Below are 17216 nucleotides of genomic sequence, written 5' to 3'. Positions count from 1 at the left end.
TATGTCAGATTTAAAATTAAAAGTTAAAAGTAGCCTTAAAGATTTTAGGAAAATGCTTAACGATCCTATTCTTATGGTAACTATAATTTTTTCAATCGTCGTAGTAGCCTTCTTTATTTTAGTGCCTCTATACAATGTATTTTTAGAAAGTATTAGAGTAAACGAAAGTTTTAGTATAGTAAATTATATAGATTCATTTAAAAATTCTGGTAATTTACAAATTATACTTAACACTTTAGTATTAGGATTTACTACAGGGATTATTTCATTAATTATTGGATTCATATTTGCATATTTAACAGTATATATTAAAATCAAAGGAAAAGCTGCGTTTGACTTTATAGCATTACTACCTATTATTTCACCACCATTTATTGTAGCATTATCTACTATATTATTATTCGGTAGAACTGGATTAATTACACGTGGTTTGTTAGGAATTGAATATGAAATTTATGGATTCCATGGATTAGTATTAGTACAAGTATTAAGTTTCTTCCCTATAGCATACATGATGTTAGTTGGATTATTAAACAATATAGATCCATCTGTTGAAGAAGCATCTCGTTCATTAGGGGCAAATAGATTTAAAGTATTCACTACAGTAACTTTACCATTAATGGTACCTGGACTTGCAAATGCATTCTTATTAGTTTTCATACAATCTATAGCCGATTATGCTAACCCATTTGTTATTGGAGGTAAATTTACAACTATAGCAGTTAAAATCTTCCAAGAAGGTATAGGTAACTATCAATTAGGTTTAGCTTCTGCATTATCTGTAATATTACTTACAATATCTATTTCAATGTTTACTTTACAAAGATATTATGTTAACTCAAAATCATATATAACTGTAACAGGTAAAGCTTCTCGTTCAAGAGAATTAATAGATACTAAATTTGCTACAGTAACTGCAAGCATAATATTAATATTACTTTCAATTTGTGTAATTGGAATGTATATATTAATACCTATTAGTTCTTTTACTAAATTATTTGGTATAGATAATACTTTAAGCTTATATAACTATAAAGAAATATTTAAATTTGCAAATAGAATTAACCCAATAATAACTACTACAACTCTATCAATAATTGCAACATTTATTGCATCAGTTTTCTCTATGATAATAGCTTTCTTAATAGTAAGAAAAAAATTTATAGGAAAAACATTTATAGAATTTACTGTAATGATGGGACTTGCAATTCCTGGAACTATTATAGGGATAGGATATGCACTAAGCTATAACAAAGTATATAACATACCATTTACAAACATTACTTTAATACCTACTTTAACAGGTACAGGATTTATTATCATAATGGCATTCATTATTAGATCATTACCTGTAGGAGTTAGATCAGGAATAGCTGCACTAGATCAAATAGACCCAAGTATAGAAGAAGCTTCTACAATACTTGGTGCAAGTACTGCTCAAACATTTACTAAGATTACATTACCTATGATAAGAGAAGCTTTCTTATCTGGATTAATTTATTCATTCGCAAGATCAATGACACTAGTTTCAACTGTTGTATTCTTAATCTCAGCTAAATGGAAATTATTAACTCCAACTATCATGGATAATGTTGACCAAGGTAGAATAGGTATTGCAGCAGCATACTGTACTATATTAATAGTAATAGTATCAGTATTTATGTTAGTTATGAAACTATTTATGAAATTATTTGAACCTAAAACTAAATAACAGGGAGATAGAAAATGAGTAAACCAATTAAATTAAATATACAAAATTTAACTAAAGTATTTACACCTAAAGGTAGAAGAGTAGTTGCCGTTGAAGATGTAAACTTAGCAATAGAAGAAGGAGAATTTGTATGTCTATTAGGTCCATCAGGATGTGGTAAAACTACTACACTAAGAATGATAGCTGGATTTGAAACTCCAAGTGAAGGACATATCACTATGAGTGGTAGAGACATAGCATATTTAACTCCAGATAAAAGAGGAATAGCAATGGTTTTCCAAAACTATGCATTATTCCCTCACATGAATGTTTATGATAACATTGCATATGGATTAAGAATACAAAAAAGACCTAAAGAAGAAATTAAACAAAGAGTAGAAAAAATCTTAAAATTAATGAAAATGGAAGACTTTGCAGAACGTGTACCTTCACAAATGTCTGGAGGACAACAACAAAGGGTTTCACTTGCAAGAGCATTAATAATGAACTCTGAAGTTCTATTATTTGATGAACCATTATCAAATTTAGATGCTAAATTAAGATTACACATGAGAGATGAAATAAGAAAATTACAACAAGAAGTTGGAATAACTTCAATCTATGTTACACATGATCAAGCTGAAGCTATGGCACTTTCAGATAAAATAGTAATTATGAAAGATGGTAAAATTGCTCAAGTTGGATCACCTCAAGAAATATACCAAAAACCAAATTCTGAATTTGTTGCTAAATTCATTGGTAGAGCAAATATATTAGATGCTAAAATATTAGAACACAGAGGAGAAAATACTTTAATTTCAATATTAGGACAAGAGTACCTAGTAAATGAAGCTGTAAACTATGAAGTTGGTAGTGATGTTAAAGTTGTAATCAGACCAGAATCTATTAAATTTACTGAATCTAAACATACTTTAGAAGTTTCAAAAAGTATTTTCATGGGAGAAAATCACGAATATGAAGTTAAAAACGAAGATGAAATTATTGAAATCGTGTTAAATAACCCTCATGGAAAAGAAATTAAGAAAATTGGAGATAGTTTGAGTTTTGCATTTGATCAAAATTCAATCCATATATTATAATGTCAAGTATGCAAAACGCTGTATTCTTAGGTAGAATACTTTTAGCATGTTTTTGTGGTGCTGCCATTGGTTATGAAAGAACAAGTAAAAATAAAGGTGCTGGAGTAAGAACACATGCTATAGTAGCTGTTTCTTCAGCACTTATGATGATAATTTCAAAATATGGGTTTGAAGATTCTATTAAATTTGATGCTTCACGTGTTGCATCTCAAATAGTAAGCGGAGTTGGATTCCTAGGTGCTGGAATAATATTTGTTAGAAATAATAATGTTATTACAGGACTTACTACATCTGCTGGAATATGGGGAACTGCTGGAGTTGGAATGGCAATAGGATCAGGATTAGTATTTTTAGGTTTTGCTGTAACTGTAATCATGCTATTACTACAAACAGTAATGCATAAAAGTGCCTTCTTACATAAAAATGAAGGTAATAGATATAAGTTATATCTAAAAATGAATGAAGTTCTACAAGACTTCCCTAAAATAAAGCTCGAAATTATTAAAGATAATGTTGTTATAGAAAATGTAAATATTAGTAAAAATGGAAGTATTATTGATATTGAAATAGATATGTTAACATTTAAAAACTTTGATAAAGTTGGATTATCAGAAAGATTACTTGCTTATGAAAATGTAACATTTATTGAAATAGAATAATAAAAAGCAGAAGATACAAAAATGTATTTTCTGCTTTTTTATTACCAACTTCTTCCCCCTCCTCCTCCAAATCCACCACCAGATGAACCTGAAGATGAGAATCCTCCTGAAAATGATGATCCTCCACCATGTCTTTTACTGTTATTTATAGTCTCACTTATACTCTTATTAATCACTCTATCATAATATGGTCTATTATATATATGTGAATAATGTAAATAATTATGAACTCTTTCAGTATTTAAAGACATACTCGAAATTACATTATCAAGCATTTTTAAATATTGATTTTCTAAACCAAATGCTATAGCAAAAGGTAATATTTGTCTAAAATATGCAATTACTTCTTCTTCTGTTTTAAAGAATTTTAGTCTATCAACCTCAGTTTTTTGTAAGAATCTTTCAAACCCTTTTGCCTTTGGAAATTCTTCATTATATTTTTCAGTATATTTTTTTACGCTTCCTGCATTAGCTAATGTAAAGAACATTAATAACCCCAATGCTATAACTATAGGGAACTCCGAAAATATTCCTGAACCTACAAACATTATTATACCAAAAACAACAAATAAAAACAGAAATAATACGATAAAAAAATATTTATAAACAGATATTTCATATTCTCTTGAATAAACATTATCAAAAATATTTTTTAAACTTCCTTCAAGCTCAGCTATTGCCATGTTAGATTTAAAAATATCATTTTTATGAAGTAACATTTTATTTAAAAATATATTTTCTTCTTTTGATAATTGAGATTTATAATATTCATAAGCCTCTACATCTATATAGTATTGTTTTTCAACATAATCATCAAAATCTTTTTTCTTATGATGTACTTCTTCTCCAACTTTTACTACGTATTCTTCATAGTTTTCATACTCAGGATTTTTCTCTCTTAATTTAACTATTCCTTTTTGTATTAACATAAATAATACAACAATAAAGCTAGTTGAGTATCCTCTTTTACCTACCATTCTTTTAGCTATTAATGCTGAAATTTCTGGTGGCAAATATTCAACCATTATTGATTTTTTAAATCTAAGTTTACTTTTTATTCTTGCAATTAAAAAATTAATTAGAATTATAGGTAAGAATAAAATTCCTAATACTATCACTAATGGATAGGCTTTAATTCTGTTATACCATAAATTAATTGTTGAATATTCAAAAGAAGTTGAATTTAATAGAAATGATAGTCCTTCTCCTGGATTACTTACTTTTGTTGTAGTAATCTCATAACCATTTTCTATTTCTTTAATTTCATAATCTTTATTTGTTTCACCTACATAACCTGTAAATGCTTCAACATCACCTTTAATGCCTGTAATAGTTAGTTTAAATTTTTCAACAGGCATTTCCCAATAATTTCCTAATGCATTAAAGTATATTTGTTTAATGTCTTCAGAAGTTCTTATAACATTATATACACTATATTTAATTTCGTATGTTATCTCTTTATTAGCAGGTAAAAACACATCACTTTTACCTAATCTATATACCATTACATTTTCTTCAACTTCACTATATAGTCCAACTTCATCATCAAAGTCTTTATACCTAACATCAAACCCTTCAACTTTAACCCTATCTTCAAACTTTAAATATGAACCATTATCATATTTAAATGGTATTATCCTATATATTCCTCTTTTGCCTTCAGTATCTGTAATATATGTTATTCTTTCTGTTACATCTAGTACACCATTTTGTTTTACTACTAGATCCATTTCAAAATTTGATATACTTTCAGCTGAAAAAGCAAACATTGAAATAAATATAAAGAAAAAAATAAATATTTTTTTCATATTAAAAACTCACTTTTGGCGCGCTTTTAGCTTCTACATCTTCTTTATAGAATTCTGCTTTTCTAAATCCTAATACTCCAGCAAGTAATATTACAGGAAATCTTCTAACAAATGTATTTAAATCTCCTACTGTTGCATTATAGTATCTTCTTGCACCTTCAATCTGATTTTCTATATCAGTTAAAGATTTTTGTAATTCTAAAAAGTTTATATTTGCTTTTAAATCTGGATAAGACTCACTTAAAGCCATTATTGATTTTAAAGTTTTAGTTAATTCATTTTCTATTTTTCTAATCTCATCTAAATTTTTAACATCATTTAAATCTAATTTAAGCATTCTACTTCTTGCTTCTACTACTTCTTGTAATGTTTCACTTTCATGTTTTGCATAACCTTTTACTGTTTCTACTAAATTAGGTATTAAATCTAATCTCTTTTGTAAAAAAGTACCTATATTACTAAATGCTTCTTGATTTTCTGTTTCTAGACCAACATATTTATTATATATTCCTATTGCCCATAATACAACTACTGCTACTACTCCTAAAATTACTAATAATGTCATTTTCATCTCTCCTTTTAAATTATAATTTATCAATAAAATCTAATATTTCAGTTGTTCCTGTATTCTTTAATGAAGAATGAAAGAAAACATCTTCGTTACTAAATTCTAATTTTTTCCTAATTTCTTTAAGTTGTCTAAACTTCTCATTATTTGAAAGTTTATCACATTTTGTAAATACTATATAGTATTCTATGTCATAATGTTCTAAATACTCTAACATTTCTATATCTTCACCACTTGGTACACGTCTAATATCTAATAATACAAATACTACTTTTTTTCTTTCTGAGTTTAAGTATTCTGATATAATATTTCCCCAGTTCTTCTTAACATTTGCAGGTACTTTTGCGAATCCATAACCTGGTAAGTCAACGAAATATCTATCTTTATTAACTAAGAAAAAGTTTACTAGTTGTGTTCTACCTGGTGTTTTACTTGTTCTAGCTAAGTTATTTCTATTAACTATAGTATTTATTAATGATGATTTACCAACATTAGATCTTCCAACAAATGCTATTTCAGTTTTATTCATTTTTTCTGGATAATCAGCAAGTCTAATACAACTTCTTGAATATTCTGCACTTTTTACTTCCATTATTTACCTCCTAACTTTATTTTCATTAAGATATCTAAAGTATTTACATAGCTTTGATCGATATCTCCAGAATTATCTATAATATAATCTGCTTTTTGTTTTTTAATTTCTATATCTATTTGCTTTTCAATACGAGAAATTGCTTCATCACGTGTTAAATCATTTCTATTTATTATTCTTTCTATCTGCTTTTCTCTCGGTGCATAAACTACTATTATTTTATCAAATAGATACTCTAATTTAAGTTCATATACTAAAGGAACATCTAAAAACATATATTCCATTTCACAATTCTCAATTTCATTTTCTAATTTTTCAATAATAATCTTGTGCATATATTTATTAAGCATTGCTAGCTTTTCTGTATTAGAAAAAACTATTTTAGATATTTCTTTTTTATCAAATGTTCCAAACATAGATAATAAAGAAGATTTAACTTCATCACAAGAATATAGTTCTGCTGTAATTTTATCTGCATCAATATATTTAGCTTCATCTTTCATTACAGTTTTAATGAAATCAAAAATTTTACTTTTACCTACACCTATAGAACCTGTTAACCCTACTATCATACTACTCCTTTATAAACACACAAAGCCATTTACAATCAATACTTGTATAAGTTACTTTATGTCTTGTATTTTTTTGAATATAATAACCTGAATTTTTTTCTAAAAGTATCTCTTGCTCATTTATTAAAAGTTTAGCTTCTCCTTCTAATAAATAAACATATTCATCTATATCAGATATCATAAAATCTGTTGTATTTGAATTAGATGTAATTCTTTCAACCTTTATTTTATCATCCATTAGTACTTCTACTATTTCGCCATATTCATTTATCATAATTCCTCTTTCTTAAAAGATAAGTTATAAAGGTCTTTTTACCTCTAGAATGTTCTTTATAACTTTCTACAATAAATCTATTATCTTTTCTTAATTCTTTATCTCTCTCTATAGGTAATATTAAAAAAAAATATCCAGATTCATCTAATAATAAATCTACACTATCAAGCAATTCTGAAAGTTTTAAACTTACTTCAAATTTAGATATTTTTAAAACTTCATCTTGTGGCATAAATCCACTATTAGTTTTGTAAAATGGTGGATTAGAAATAATAAATTTAAACTTAACATCACTTTTAAATTCCTTAATATCCATATTATATACCTTTATATCTATATTATTTAATAAAATATTAGATACTAACAAATCATATACATCTCTTTGTATTTCTATTGCATGAAATTTGCTAAAATTTTTTTGTTTATATAATAAAAAGGTTAGTGTTCCTATTCCAGCTCCTATATCTAAAAATTCACCTGAATCAAAATTATTTACTAAACTTCCCTTCACAAATTCTACTAAATCTAATGCATCCGTCGTAATATTTAAGGCCCCAGACCCATAATTTAATTTTAAATCTACACTCTCTAAATAATGCTCCATTTCTAATATTTCCTACTTCCTAAAGTATTTAGAACCATATACATTATACCATTTTTTATAATAAAAAAAAAGAGAATAAAAATTCTCTACTTACTATATCAATCTTAATATATAATCAAATAATCAAAAATATATACAAATACTAAATACAATACTACAGATAGCAGCATAGAAAATATTCCCATTTTTATCTTTCCTGTAATTATTCTAAAAAGTCCAAAAACAAATATTAAAAAAATAATAATCTGTATAATAGAAATCACTATAGTTATATCCATAATTTAACCTTTCTTGATTTAATTTTTTAAAAAGACTAGATTGCTCTAGCCTTTTTTACCAATATATTTCTCTTCCGTATTTTCCAAATGAATTAAGTATTCTTCCTTCATCATTATATTTTATTTGATAAAATTCAACTCTTCTATTAAATGCTTTATTTACTTCTTTAACTAATTCTCTAAAATCAAGTCTTCCTTCTGCAGTAAAGTAAAATATTAATTTTTCTCCACCAAACATATATTCACCTATTACTAGATTCATTTCTGGTAATACTCTTTTAACTATTTTTTTACAAATGAAATAAGCTTCTTTGGCTTTTTCATCTAATTCATCTAATTTTTTAACTTCTTCTTCAGTTAATTTTCTTTTTACTTTTCTTATTTTTAAATCCTCTTCTTCAGTTTCTAAGTTTACATTATTTAACTTATTCTCTCCTAGTACTACTCCTATTTGATTTCCTCTAATAGTTTCAACTATAACATAATCACCTTTCTTATACTCATCAACATTTTCAATATAGAAAGGATAAACTTTTTTTGTCTTTCTAAATCTAATATTTACTATATTCATTCTTACCTCTTCCTTAAATATCTCCATTTTCTAAAAAACTATAATAACCTTTATTAGAAATTATCAAATGATCTGATAATCTAACATCTAAAAATTCCAATAATTCTTTCAATTTTTCCGTTAACATTTTATCATCCTTAGATGGATCTAAACTACCACTAGGATGGTTATGTACCACTATAATAGACTTAGCATTGTATTTCATGGTATTTTTTACTATCTCTCTAACATGAACTATACTTCTATCTATAGTTCCATAGAAGATATTTTCATCTTTTATCAAAATATTTTTAGAATTAAAATAAAGTATTTTAAAGACTTCTCTTTCCATATCTTTGTAATGAAACTTTAAGTATTTTACTAATTCTTCAAAACAAGAAATTTTATTTTCTTCCCCAAAACATTCTTCATAAATTATATGTCTATATATCTTAGTTATACATTCAAATATCTTTCTTGAATTTTTAGAAAGCATACTTAAATTTTCAAATACCTTAACATCTTCTCTTAAAACATTTGAAATACTACCATATTTTTCTATTATTTCTCTTGCTTGTAAACAAGCTGTTTTCTTTTTTTCAACCACTCCAATTAACTCTTCAAGTAATTCAATTTCACTCACTTTTCACCCCTTGTGCTACCTCACCATATTTTACCATATAACTTTAGTAAAATCAAACAACAAAAAAAGATGCTAAAATATTTTAGCACCCTCACTATTTCTATTTTTCATCAATTTTAAATGTAGATTCTTTTTTATCAAAAGTAAGTATGTAATCTCTTCCAGATTTTAATTCAACTTCAAAAGTAGTTTCACCAGTTGAAGTTGTTACTGTCTTATGTAATACTCCAGGTCTAGTCCAAGAAAATTCTGCAACTATTTCATTATTACCAGGTAATGCATAAAATCCTTCTCCTTCTTTACTACTAAATAACGTTGCATATTCTCCATTTACTTTTCTTACATTCATTACATCTGTTACAATAAATCCACCACTTTTTGTAAATACTTTTATTGCATTTGGATGTTTAGATAAAAATTCGTCTCCACTTTTTAACATTGCTTTTTTATTCATGAAATGTGAAACAATTGTAAAAATTGCAAATAAAGATAAAATACCTCCATATATTAATATTAAATTTTTACTCATCTTTCTTTCCTCCTACTATAATTTTTTGTTTAATTCCAGTTAATTTTTCTATTTGATAAAACATCATTTCAAACTTATTTATCCCTAATGGTGCACAATCAATTGTATCTCCATTGATATATAAATTCATATCATCTGCTGTAGAAGATTGTTTAATATTATATGATACATTTGCGCCTTTTAATTCATATTCTTTAACCAGCTTATTTCTCACAAAGTATCTAAAAGTAGTTCCTTCGATTTCAAACTTTATATTATCTGAGAATATAGCCATGTATAATAAAACTAGACAAATAAAAATTCCTATTCCAACTGCATTTTTAGTGTCTAAGAAAAATGAAGCAATTCCTGCAACTATAACCCCACCTATAGGTGCTCCTACTATACCAGTAAGCATTTTAGAAATACTTCTTTTATATACCGTTTTCATACTTTTTCCTCCTTTCTTTTAACATTATAAAAATCTTCAATTTATTATATCTTCCCCCGAAAAATTTGTCAAGTTTTTATCTTTATAAAATTTTACCTCATTTTTTCTAATTTTACAATATTAATTTTTGAAAATATTCTTTTTACTTCGTTAATTTTTTGACTTAAATAGATTTTTTTACATAAGTGTGATAAAATTAAGAAAACTAAATAAGGTGGTGTTCAAATGACAGATATAGAAATTGCACAAAAAACAAAATTACTTCCTATTGAAGAAATAGCTAAAAAAATAGGTGTAGAAAACGACATTGAATTTTATGGAAAATACAAGGCTAAATTAAATTTAGACATTTTAGAAAGATTAGAATCAAAAGCTAATGGAAAATTAATCTTAGTTACTGCTATTACTCCTACTCCATATGGTGAAGGAAAAACTACAGTTTCTGTTGGATTAACTCAAGGATTCAATAAATTTGGATATTCTTCTATTGCAGCTTTAAGAGAACCGTCTCTTGGACCTGTATTTGGATTAAAAGGTGGAGCTACTGGTGGAGGTTATTCACAAGTATTACCTATGGAAGATATTAACTTACACTTTACTGGAGATTTCCATGCTATCACATCTGCAAATAACTTAATTGCAGCTATGCTAGATAACCATTTAAATAGAGGTAATGAGCTTGAAATAGATTTAAATAGTATTTATTTCAAAAGAGTACTTGATATGAATGATAGAGCATTAAGAAATATAACTATTGGACAAGGAAGTAAAATTAACGGTCCTGTTCATGATGCAGCATTCAAGATTACTGTTGCAAGTGAAATAATGGCTATATTATGTCTTGCTGAAGACTTACATGATTTAAAAGAAAAAATAGGAAATATAATAGTAGCTAAAAATATTCATGGAGAATTTATTTATGCTAAAGATTTAAATGCTCATGGTGCTGCTGCTGTATTATTAAAAGAAGCAATTAAACCAAACCTTGTACAAACTACTGAAAATACACCAGTTATCATACATGGTGGACCATTTGCAAATATAGCACATGGATGTAATTCAATATTAGCAACTAAACTTGCTTTAAAACTTTCAGACTATACTGTAACTGAAGCAGGATTTGCTGCAGATTTAGGAGCTGAAAAATTCTTCGATATTAAATGTAGAAAAGCTTCAATCACACCTGATATGGTAGTACTTGTAGCAACTGTAAGAGCACTTAAACATCACGGTAGTGGAAACTTAGAAGCTGGACTTGAAAATTTAGAAAAACATATTGAAAATATTAAAAAATTCAACTTACCAGTAGTTGTAGCAATTAATAAATTCGCTGATGACACTGTAGAAGACTTAAATACAATTAAAGACTTCACTATGACTAAAGGTGTTGTTGCTGTACCAGTTGAAATACACGCTAAAGGTGGAGAAGGTGCTGAGGCTTTAGTTAAAGAAATAGTTGAAGTTTTAGACTATGTTGAAGAAATTCCATCTGAAAATGTTAATTCAGTATTCGAATACCTATATTCATTAGATCAAAGTATAGAAGAAAAAATCGAAACTATTTGTAAAGAAATTTACGGAGCAAAAGATATTGAATATTCAGAATTAGCTTTAGAAAAAGTTAAATTATTTACTGAAAAAGGATTTGCAAATTTACCAATTTGTATGTCTAAAACACCAGCATCAATTTCTGATGATCCTAAACTTTTAGGAAGACCAAAAGACTTCACATTTAAAGTTACAGATATTAATATTTCTGCAGGAGCAGGATTCTTAGTAGTAATGGCTGGAGATATTATGGATATGCCTGGTTTACCAAAAGTACCAGCTGCAGAGCACATAGATATAGATGAAAAAGGAAATATAGTTGGACTATCATAATAGCTGCATTTTTGCAGCTATTTTTTGTAAGTTGACTATTCACAATTATATGGTATACTTATGTAAACATATATAATATGAAAGGATGGAAAAAGATGAAAAACAACTTTTTTTCTGTATTACAAAAAATAGGTAGAGCATTTATGTTGCCTATAGCTGTATTACCTATGGCGGGAATATTACTAGGTGTTGGGGGATCATTTACTAACCCAGTGTTAATTAACACATATAACCTAACATTCTTAGCACCAGGTACACCAATTAATTATTTAATGCAATTATTCTTTAGCGTAGGATTATTTGTATTTGCTAACTTACCATTATTATTTGCAGTTGGGGTTGCAATAGGAATGGCTAACAAGAATAAAGAAACTGCTGCTCTTTCAGCTGTTTTAGGATTCTTACTATTCCATACAATTATTAACACTATTCTTACATTTAAAGGAATTACACCTGATATGGTTACTTATGATGCATTACTTGCTTCAGGGTTAACAGAATCAGCTGCAAGAGGTACTGCTGCATTATATGCTAGAGAATTAGGTATATTCACTTTACAAACTGGAGTATTTGGAGGTATTGTAACAGGTATAACTTCTGCATTAATTACTAACAAATTCTCTGATAAAACATTACCAGATTACTTAGCATTCTTTAGTGGAAATAGATTAGTTCCAGTTATGACAATATTAATCTTCATCCCTATAGCTGCAATCTTCCCTTTCATCTGGCCAAGCATTTTCTTATTAATAGTTAAAGCTGGAGAATTATTTGCTGCTACAGGGGCAATAGGAACATTCTTCTATGGTACTACAATGAGATTATTAAATGTATTTGGATTACACCATGCAATTTACCCATTATTCTGGTATACTCAACTTGGAGGATACGAAGAAGTTGCTGGAGTTATGGTTGCAGGAGGACAAAATATATTCTTCGCACAACTTGCTGATCCTACTATAAAACACTTTAGTGCTGCTGCTACTAAAACAATGACAGGAGGATTCCTTCCAATGATGTTCGGATTACCTGCTGCTGCACTTGCTATGTATCACACAGCTAAAGATGAAAATAAAGGTATTATAAAAGGTATCTTATTATCTGCTGCTTTAACATCATTTTTAACTGGTATTACAGAACCAATAGAATTCACATTCTTATTCGTTGCACCAGTATTATATGTAATACATGCTGTTTTAGAAGGAATTGCATATATGTTAATGTATGTATTAAACGTTGCAGTTGGTATAACATTCTCTCGTGGAATTATTGACTTTACATTCTTCGGATTATTACAAGGACCAGCTAAAACTTCATACTACTGGATCTTAATTTTAGGACCTGTTTACGCTGTATTATACTACTTCATATTTAAATACTTAATCCTTAAATTCAACTTTGCTACTCCAGGTAGAGAAGGTGGAGAAAACAAATTATATACTAGAAGTGATTACAATGCTTCTAAAGAAGAAAAATCTATAGTTGATGAAATAGTAGTTAACTTAGGTGGAGTTGAAAACATTGAAAATATAGATGCTTGTATAACAAGATTAAGAGTTACAGTAAAAGATCCTGAAAAAGTAAGTGGAGATGACACATGGAAAGCTTTACAAGCAAAAGGTGTAATAAGATCTGGAAACGGAGTTCAATTAATATATGGTACTCAAGCAGATATTTACAAAAATAAAATTAGAGATAAATATAAAATATAATTTATAAACATATAAAAGTTGTGGTTTTCACCACAACTTTTTATTTACTCCAAGCTTTACTTTAACTAGTCTTTTTGATATAATTAATATATAAAATCAATGAGAGGTATTAAATATGAAAAAGAAAATTACACTAGAAAATTTCAACGAGGTAAAACAAGTTAAACAAATTTCTACTATACTTTTAGGTCTTCCTGAAGTTGATGATTTAGAAGCTGATTTAGATGATAATTCTATAACACTTTCTTTAAATACAGTAACATCAAATGATATGATTAAATACTTTGTAAAATCAGCAAACTTTAATGTTGTTGATATTAAAGATATGGAATAAATATGGTATATGCATATTATCTAGAGGAAGAAAAACAATATGGTATAGTTAACTCTTGGAATGAATGTCAGGCTCTTACTAAAGGTAAGAATGCAAGATTTAAAAAATTTAATAACGAAAAAGAAGCAACAGAATGGCTTGAATCTGGTGCTTTATACACTCCAAAATCTAGAGAAACTTCAGAATTATACAAAGATGCCATATACTTTGACTCAGGAACTGGTAGAAAAGTTACTGTAGAAGTTAAAGTATGTGATGTATATGGTGATTCACTTCTACCTTTCATAATGCCGCATGAAAAAATCAATCAATATGGAAACTATTTTTTAAATAAAGATCGTACAAATAACTTTGGTGAATTAACAGGATTATTTATTGCCTTAAAATACGCTTTAAAATACAATGTAAAAAAAATATGTGGAGATTCAAAATTAATTATTGATTTTTGGTCATTAGGTAGATATAAAGAAGATAATATTGATGAGGACACTATTTCTTTAATTCAAAAAGTTTTAGAATTAAGAAAAGAATTTGAAAATATGGGTGGAGAAATATTACATATATCTGGTGATATTAATCCTGCAGATATAGGATTTCATAAATAGGAAAGGAATTAAAATGGAAGAAATTACTTTAGATGAATTAGGTAATCTTAGTCTTACCAATTTAAGAAAACTTGCTAAAGAGCAAAAAATTGAAGGATATTCTACTATCCCTAAAATGGAATTATTAAATAGATTATGTTATAGTCTTGCTACCGATCAAGGATTAATATATTCTTATGGTGAATTAGATATAATAAATGAAACATATGGTTTCTTAAGAAATACACCTCAAAATATAGATGTTTACGTTTCTAACTCTCAAATCAAAAAGTTTGGTTTAAGACAAGGAGATGTAATAGTTGGAGAAGTAAGAAAGCCACTAAATGATGAGAAAAATTTTGGATTGTTAAGATTAATATATGTAAATGGTGAAAAAGGTGAACTAAGTCGTCAAAGACCAATGTTTGATGATTTAATACCTTCATATCCTATAGAAAGATTAGATTTAGGAGAAGGAACTAATTCTTCAAGAATTATTGATTTAATTGCTCCTATTGGTAAAGGACAAAGAGGATTAATAGTTGCCCCTCCAAAAGCTGGTAAAACTACTATACTTTCTGATTTAGCAAATGATATATTAAAATACAATAAAGATGTACAAGTTTGGATAATATTAATTGACGAAAGACCAGAAGAAGTTACTGATATAAAAGAAAATGTTAAAAATGCTGAAATTTTTGCTGCAACATTCGATGAAAATACTTCAGTTCATTTAAGTGTTACTGAAAAAGTTTTAGAAGCTGCAAAAAGAGAAATTGAAAAAGGTAATGATATAGTAATATTAATGGATAGTTTAACAAGACTTGCAAGATCATATAATATAGAAATGCCTTCAAGCGGTAAACTACTTTCAGGAGGTATAGATCCTAAATCTCTTTACATGCCTAAAAAGTTCTTAGGAGCTGCTAGAAAGATAAGAGGTGGAGGTAGTTTAACTATACTTGCTACAGCATTAATAGAAACTGGAAGTCGTATGGACGAAGTAATATTTGAAGAATTTAAAGGAACAGGTAATATGGAATTAGTCCTAGATAGAACTCTTCAACAATTAAGACTTTTCCCTGCTGTTGATATTCTAAAAAGTGGTACAAGAAAAGAAGAATTACTTTATTCAAAAAGAGAATTCGAGGCAATACTTAAATTAAGAAAATTCTTATTAAAGCTTAACGAAGCTGAAGCACTTAAGTTTTTAATGGATTTAATTAAGAGATATTCCACTAATAGAGACTTACTTGAAAATATCGATTATGAATTGAAATTATAACAATAATAAAAGGTTGACAAACATTAAAATGTAGTGTAAAATCTACTTATATATATAAATTCTAGGAGGAAGAAAATATGTCAAAAACAGTAACAATTATTAACGAAACTGGAATACATACAAGACCAGGTTCAGTTATAGTTAAAAAAGCTAAAGAATTCAAAGAAGATGGAACTCAAATCATGTTATCATACAATGGTAAAGAAGCTAAAGCTGATTCTTTAGTAAAAATTTTATCTCTAGGTATTAAAAAAGACGCTGAAGTAACAGTATCTGCTGAAGGTCCAAGTGCTGAAAAAGCAGTTGAAGAAATGGCAGAATTATTATCAACTTTAGTAGATTAATAAATAATAAAATAAGAAATGCGTTGGAAAAACCAACGCATTTTTATTTTATCAATCCTTTTAAATATCTAAATATTCTTTCTTCTTCATCATCCACTAAATAATACTCTTCCTCTTCTTCATTCATATATCCAAATAATAAATAAGCTGCAAAAGTATTTGCTTCTTTTTCTAAAAATGAAGATGCATTAATGAAATTTTCTTTAAATTCTATAGCATCATCATCATGTAGAAAGGCATGACCCAATTCATGTGCTAATACCATTTTCTCCATAAATTCTGATAAGTCATCATTTATTGCAATAAATTTCATTTCTCCCATTTTTTTATAAAATCCTTTTATATTTCCAAGTTCTCTATACATTACCTCAATATTTGCTTTTTTAGCAATACTACTTGGATCATTAGTTCTATATGTATCAACTATTTCATCAACTACCTGTTTAATAGACATTACACTCTCCATATTTTTTTATTATATAATATATTCATTTAAAATATTTGTCAATAAAAAATCCCCATAAAGGGGATTTATATATAAATTAAAGAAAGAAAAATATCAAATTATAAACTTATGTTTTCTTCTGTTTCTATATCAAAGATATGTGCTTTACTTGTATCAAAGTAGAATCTCTCACTTCCATGTTTGTTAGTATCACTTATTCCATCTACATTCATTCTACATGTCATTTGTAATCCTGCTAGTTTAAAGTAGATATATTCTTCATTTCCCATTTGTTCTACTACCGATACTTCTCCTACCTGTGTATAACTATTTT

General features: G+C 27.3%; 20 protein-coding genes and 1 pseudogene. 9 read left to right on the top strand and 12 right to left on the bottom strand.

Annotation, left to right across the window (positions count from 1 at the left end; all coding sequences use genetic code 11):
• Position 1 precedes the first annotated feature (1 nt).
• The 3 genes from GM111_RS06060 to GM111_RS06050 are packed head-to-tail and all read left to right on the top strand — an operon-like array spanning position 2 to position 3449.
• Positions 2-1711, top strand: a complete 1710-nt coding sequence (locus tag GM111_RS06060) for an ABC transporter permease (protein WP_156300169.1) — start codon at positions 2-4, stop codon at positions 1709-1711.
• Between the two features lie 14 nt (positions 1712-1725).
• Positions 1726-2790, top strand: a complete 1065-nt coding sequence (locus tag GM111_RS06055) for an ABC transporter ATP-binding protein (RefSeq protein ID WP_156300167.1) — start codon at positions 1726-1728, stop codon at positions 2788-2790.
• An 8-nt stretch (positions 2791-2798) separates the two neighbouring features.
• A complete protein-coding gene (locus tag GM111_RS06050; RefSeq protein ID WP_197034511.1) occupies positions 2799-3449 on the top strand; it encodes an MgtC/SapB family protein in 651 nt (216 codons plus the stop codon).
• Between the two features lie 41 nt (positions 3450-3490).
• Here the strand turns inward: GM111_RS06050 and GM111_RS06045 are convergent, their stop codons facing one another.
• The 10 genes from GM111_RS06045 to GM111_RS06000 all read right to left on the bottom strand — a co-directional run bounded on the left by GM111_RS06045 (position 3491) and on the right by GM111_RS06000 (position 10297).
• Complete coding sequence (locus GM111_RS06045; RefSeq protein ID WP_156300163.1) at positions 3491-5257, bottom strand: DUF2207 domain-containing protein; 1767 nt, start codon at positions 5255-5257, stop codon at positions 3491-3493.
• Position 5258: 1 nt separating this feature from the next.
• Positions 5259-5822: a LemA family protein gene (locus GM111_RS06040; RefSeq protein WP_156300161.1), complete on the bottom strand. Its 564-nt coding sequence runs from the start codon at positions 5820-5822 to the stop codon at positions 5259-5261.
• A gap of 19 nt (positions 5823-5841) precedes the next feature.
• Positions 5842-6417 carry a ribosome biogenesis GTP-binding protein YihA/YsxC gene (yihA, locus tag GM111_RS06035; protein ID WP_156300159.1) on the bottom strand — a complete coding sequence of 192 codons (576 nt, stop codon included), beginning with the start codon at positions 6415-6417 and terminating at the stop codon, positions 5842-5844.
• Positions 6417-6989, bottom strand: coding sequence for a dephospho-CoA kinase (gene coaE, locus GM111_RS06030; protein WP_156300157.1), 573 nt, complete (start codon positions 6987-6989; stop codon positions 6417-6419). The genes yihA and coaE overlap by 1 nt, the downstream gene beginning before the upstream one ends.
• A 1-nt stretch (position 6990) precedes the next feature.
• Positions 6991-7263 carry a cupin domain-containing protein gene (locus tag GM111_RS06025; RefSeq protein WP_156300155.1) on the bottom strand — a complete coding sequence of 91 codons (273 nt, stop codon included), beginning with the start codon at positions 7261-7263 and terminating at the stop codon, positions 6991-6993.
• Positions 7253-7867 (bottom strand): methyltransferase, encoded by a 615-nt coding sequence (locus GM111_RS06020; protein WP_156300153.1) that lies wholly within the window; start codon positions 7865-7867, stop codon positions 7253-7255. The genes GM111_RS06025 and GM111_RS06020 overlap by 11 nt, the downstream gene beginning before the upstream one ends.
• Positions 7868-8200: 333 nt before the next feature.
• Positions 8201-8716, bottom strand: coding sequence for a PSP1 family protein (gene ricT, locus GM111_RS06015; protein WP_156300152.1), 516 nt, complete (start codon positions 8714-8716; stop codon positions 8201-8203).
• Between the two features lie 13 nt (positions 8717-8729).
• A complete protein-coding gene (locus GM111_RS06010) occupies positions 8730-9338 on the bottom strand; it encodes a JAB domain-containing protein (RefSeq protein ID WP_156300151.1) in 609 nt (202 codons plus the stop codon).
• 100 nt (positions 9339-9438) lie between these two features.
• Positions 9439-9867 carry a hypothetical protein gene (locus tag GM111_RS06005; protein ID WP_156300149.1) on the bottom strand — a complete coding sequence of 143 codons (429 nt, stop codon included), beginning with the start codon at positions 9865-9867 and terminating at the stop codon, positions 9439-9441.
• Positions 9860-10297, bottom strand: coding sequence for a hypothetical protein (locus GM111_RS06000; protein ID WP_156300147.1), 438 nt, complete (start codon positions 10295-10297; stop codon positions 9860-9862). Before GM111_RS06000 ends, GM111_RS06005 begins: the two co-directional genes overlap by 8 nt.
• Before the next feature lie 225 nt (positions 10298-10522).
• Here GM111_RS06000 and GM111_RS05995 point away from each other — a divergent pair, with 225 nt between their 5' ends.
• The 6 genes from GM111_RS05995 to GM111_RS05970 all read left to right on the top strand — a co-directional run bounded on the left by GM111_RS05995 (position 10523) and on the right by GM111_RS05970 (position 16437).
• On the top strand, positions 10523-12178 hold the full coding sequence (locus tag GM111_RS05995) for a formate--tetrahydrofolate ligase (RefSeq protein ID WP_156300145.1): 1656 nt from the start codon (positions 10523-10525) through the stop codon (positions 12176-12178).
• A 95-nt stretch (positions 12179-12273) separates the two neighbouring features.
• Entirely contained in the window at positions 12274-13890 is a 1617-nt protein-coding gene (locus GM111_RS05990; RefSeq protein WP_156300143.1) for a PTS transporter subunit EIIC, read from the top strand.
• Positions 13891-14005: 115 nt separating this feature from the next.
• Positions 14006-14224 carry a hypothetical protein gene (locus GM111_RS05985; protein WP_156300141.1) on the top strand — a complete coding sequence of 73 codons (219 nt, stop codon included), beginning with the start codon at positions 14006-14008 and terminating at the stop codon, positions 14222-14224.
• Between the two features lie 2 nt (positions 14225-14226).
• Positions 14227-14829 (top strand): ribonuclease H family protein, encoded by a 603-nt coding sequence (locus GM111_RS05980; protein WP_156300139.1) that lies wholly within the window; start codon positions 14227-14229, stop codon positions 14827-14829.
• A gap of 13 nt (positions 14830-14842) precedes the next feature.
• Positions 14843-16093, top strand: coding sequence for a transcription termination factor Rho (gene rho / locus GM111_RS05975; RefSeq protein WP_156300138.1), 1251 nt, complete (start codon positions 14843-14845; stop codon positions 16091-16093).
• A 77-nt stretch (positions 16094-16170) separates the two neighbouring features.
• Positions 16171-16437, top strand: coding sequence for an HPr family phosphocarrier protein (locus GM111_RS05970; protein WP_156300136.1), 267 nt, complete (start codon positions 16171-16173; stop codon positions 16435-16437).
• A gap of 43 nt (positions 16438-16480) precedes the next feature.
• Here GM111_RS05970 and GM111_RS05965 read toward each other — a convergent pair whose 3' ends face one another.
• Positions 16481-16891 carry an ImmA/IrrE family metallo-endopeptidase gene (locus GM111_RS05965; protein WP_197034510.1) on the bottom strand — a complete coding sequence of 137 codons (411 nt, stop codon included), beginning with the start codon at positions 16889-16891 and terminating at the stop codon, positions 16481-16483.
• A 110-nt stretch (positions 16892-17001) separates the two neighbouring features.
• Positions 17002-17216 (bottom strand): annotated as a pseudogene (locus GM111_RS08260) (sugar ABC transporter ATP-binding protein); the annotation flags it as partial.

The sequence above is a fragment of the Streptobacillus canis genome (assembly GCF_009733925.1).
In the GTDB taxonomy this organism is placed as follows: domain Bacteria; phylum Fusobacteriota; class Fusobacteriia; order Fusobacteriales; family Leptotrichiaceae; genus Streptobacillus; species Streptobacillus canis.
Note: the sequence above shows the minus strand (reverse complement) of the source record. Positions and strands in the feature narration are given on the sequence as shown.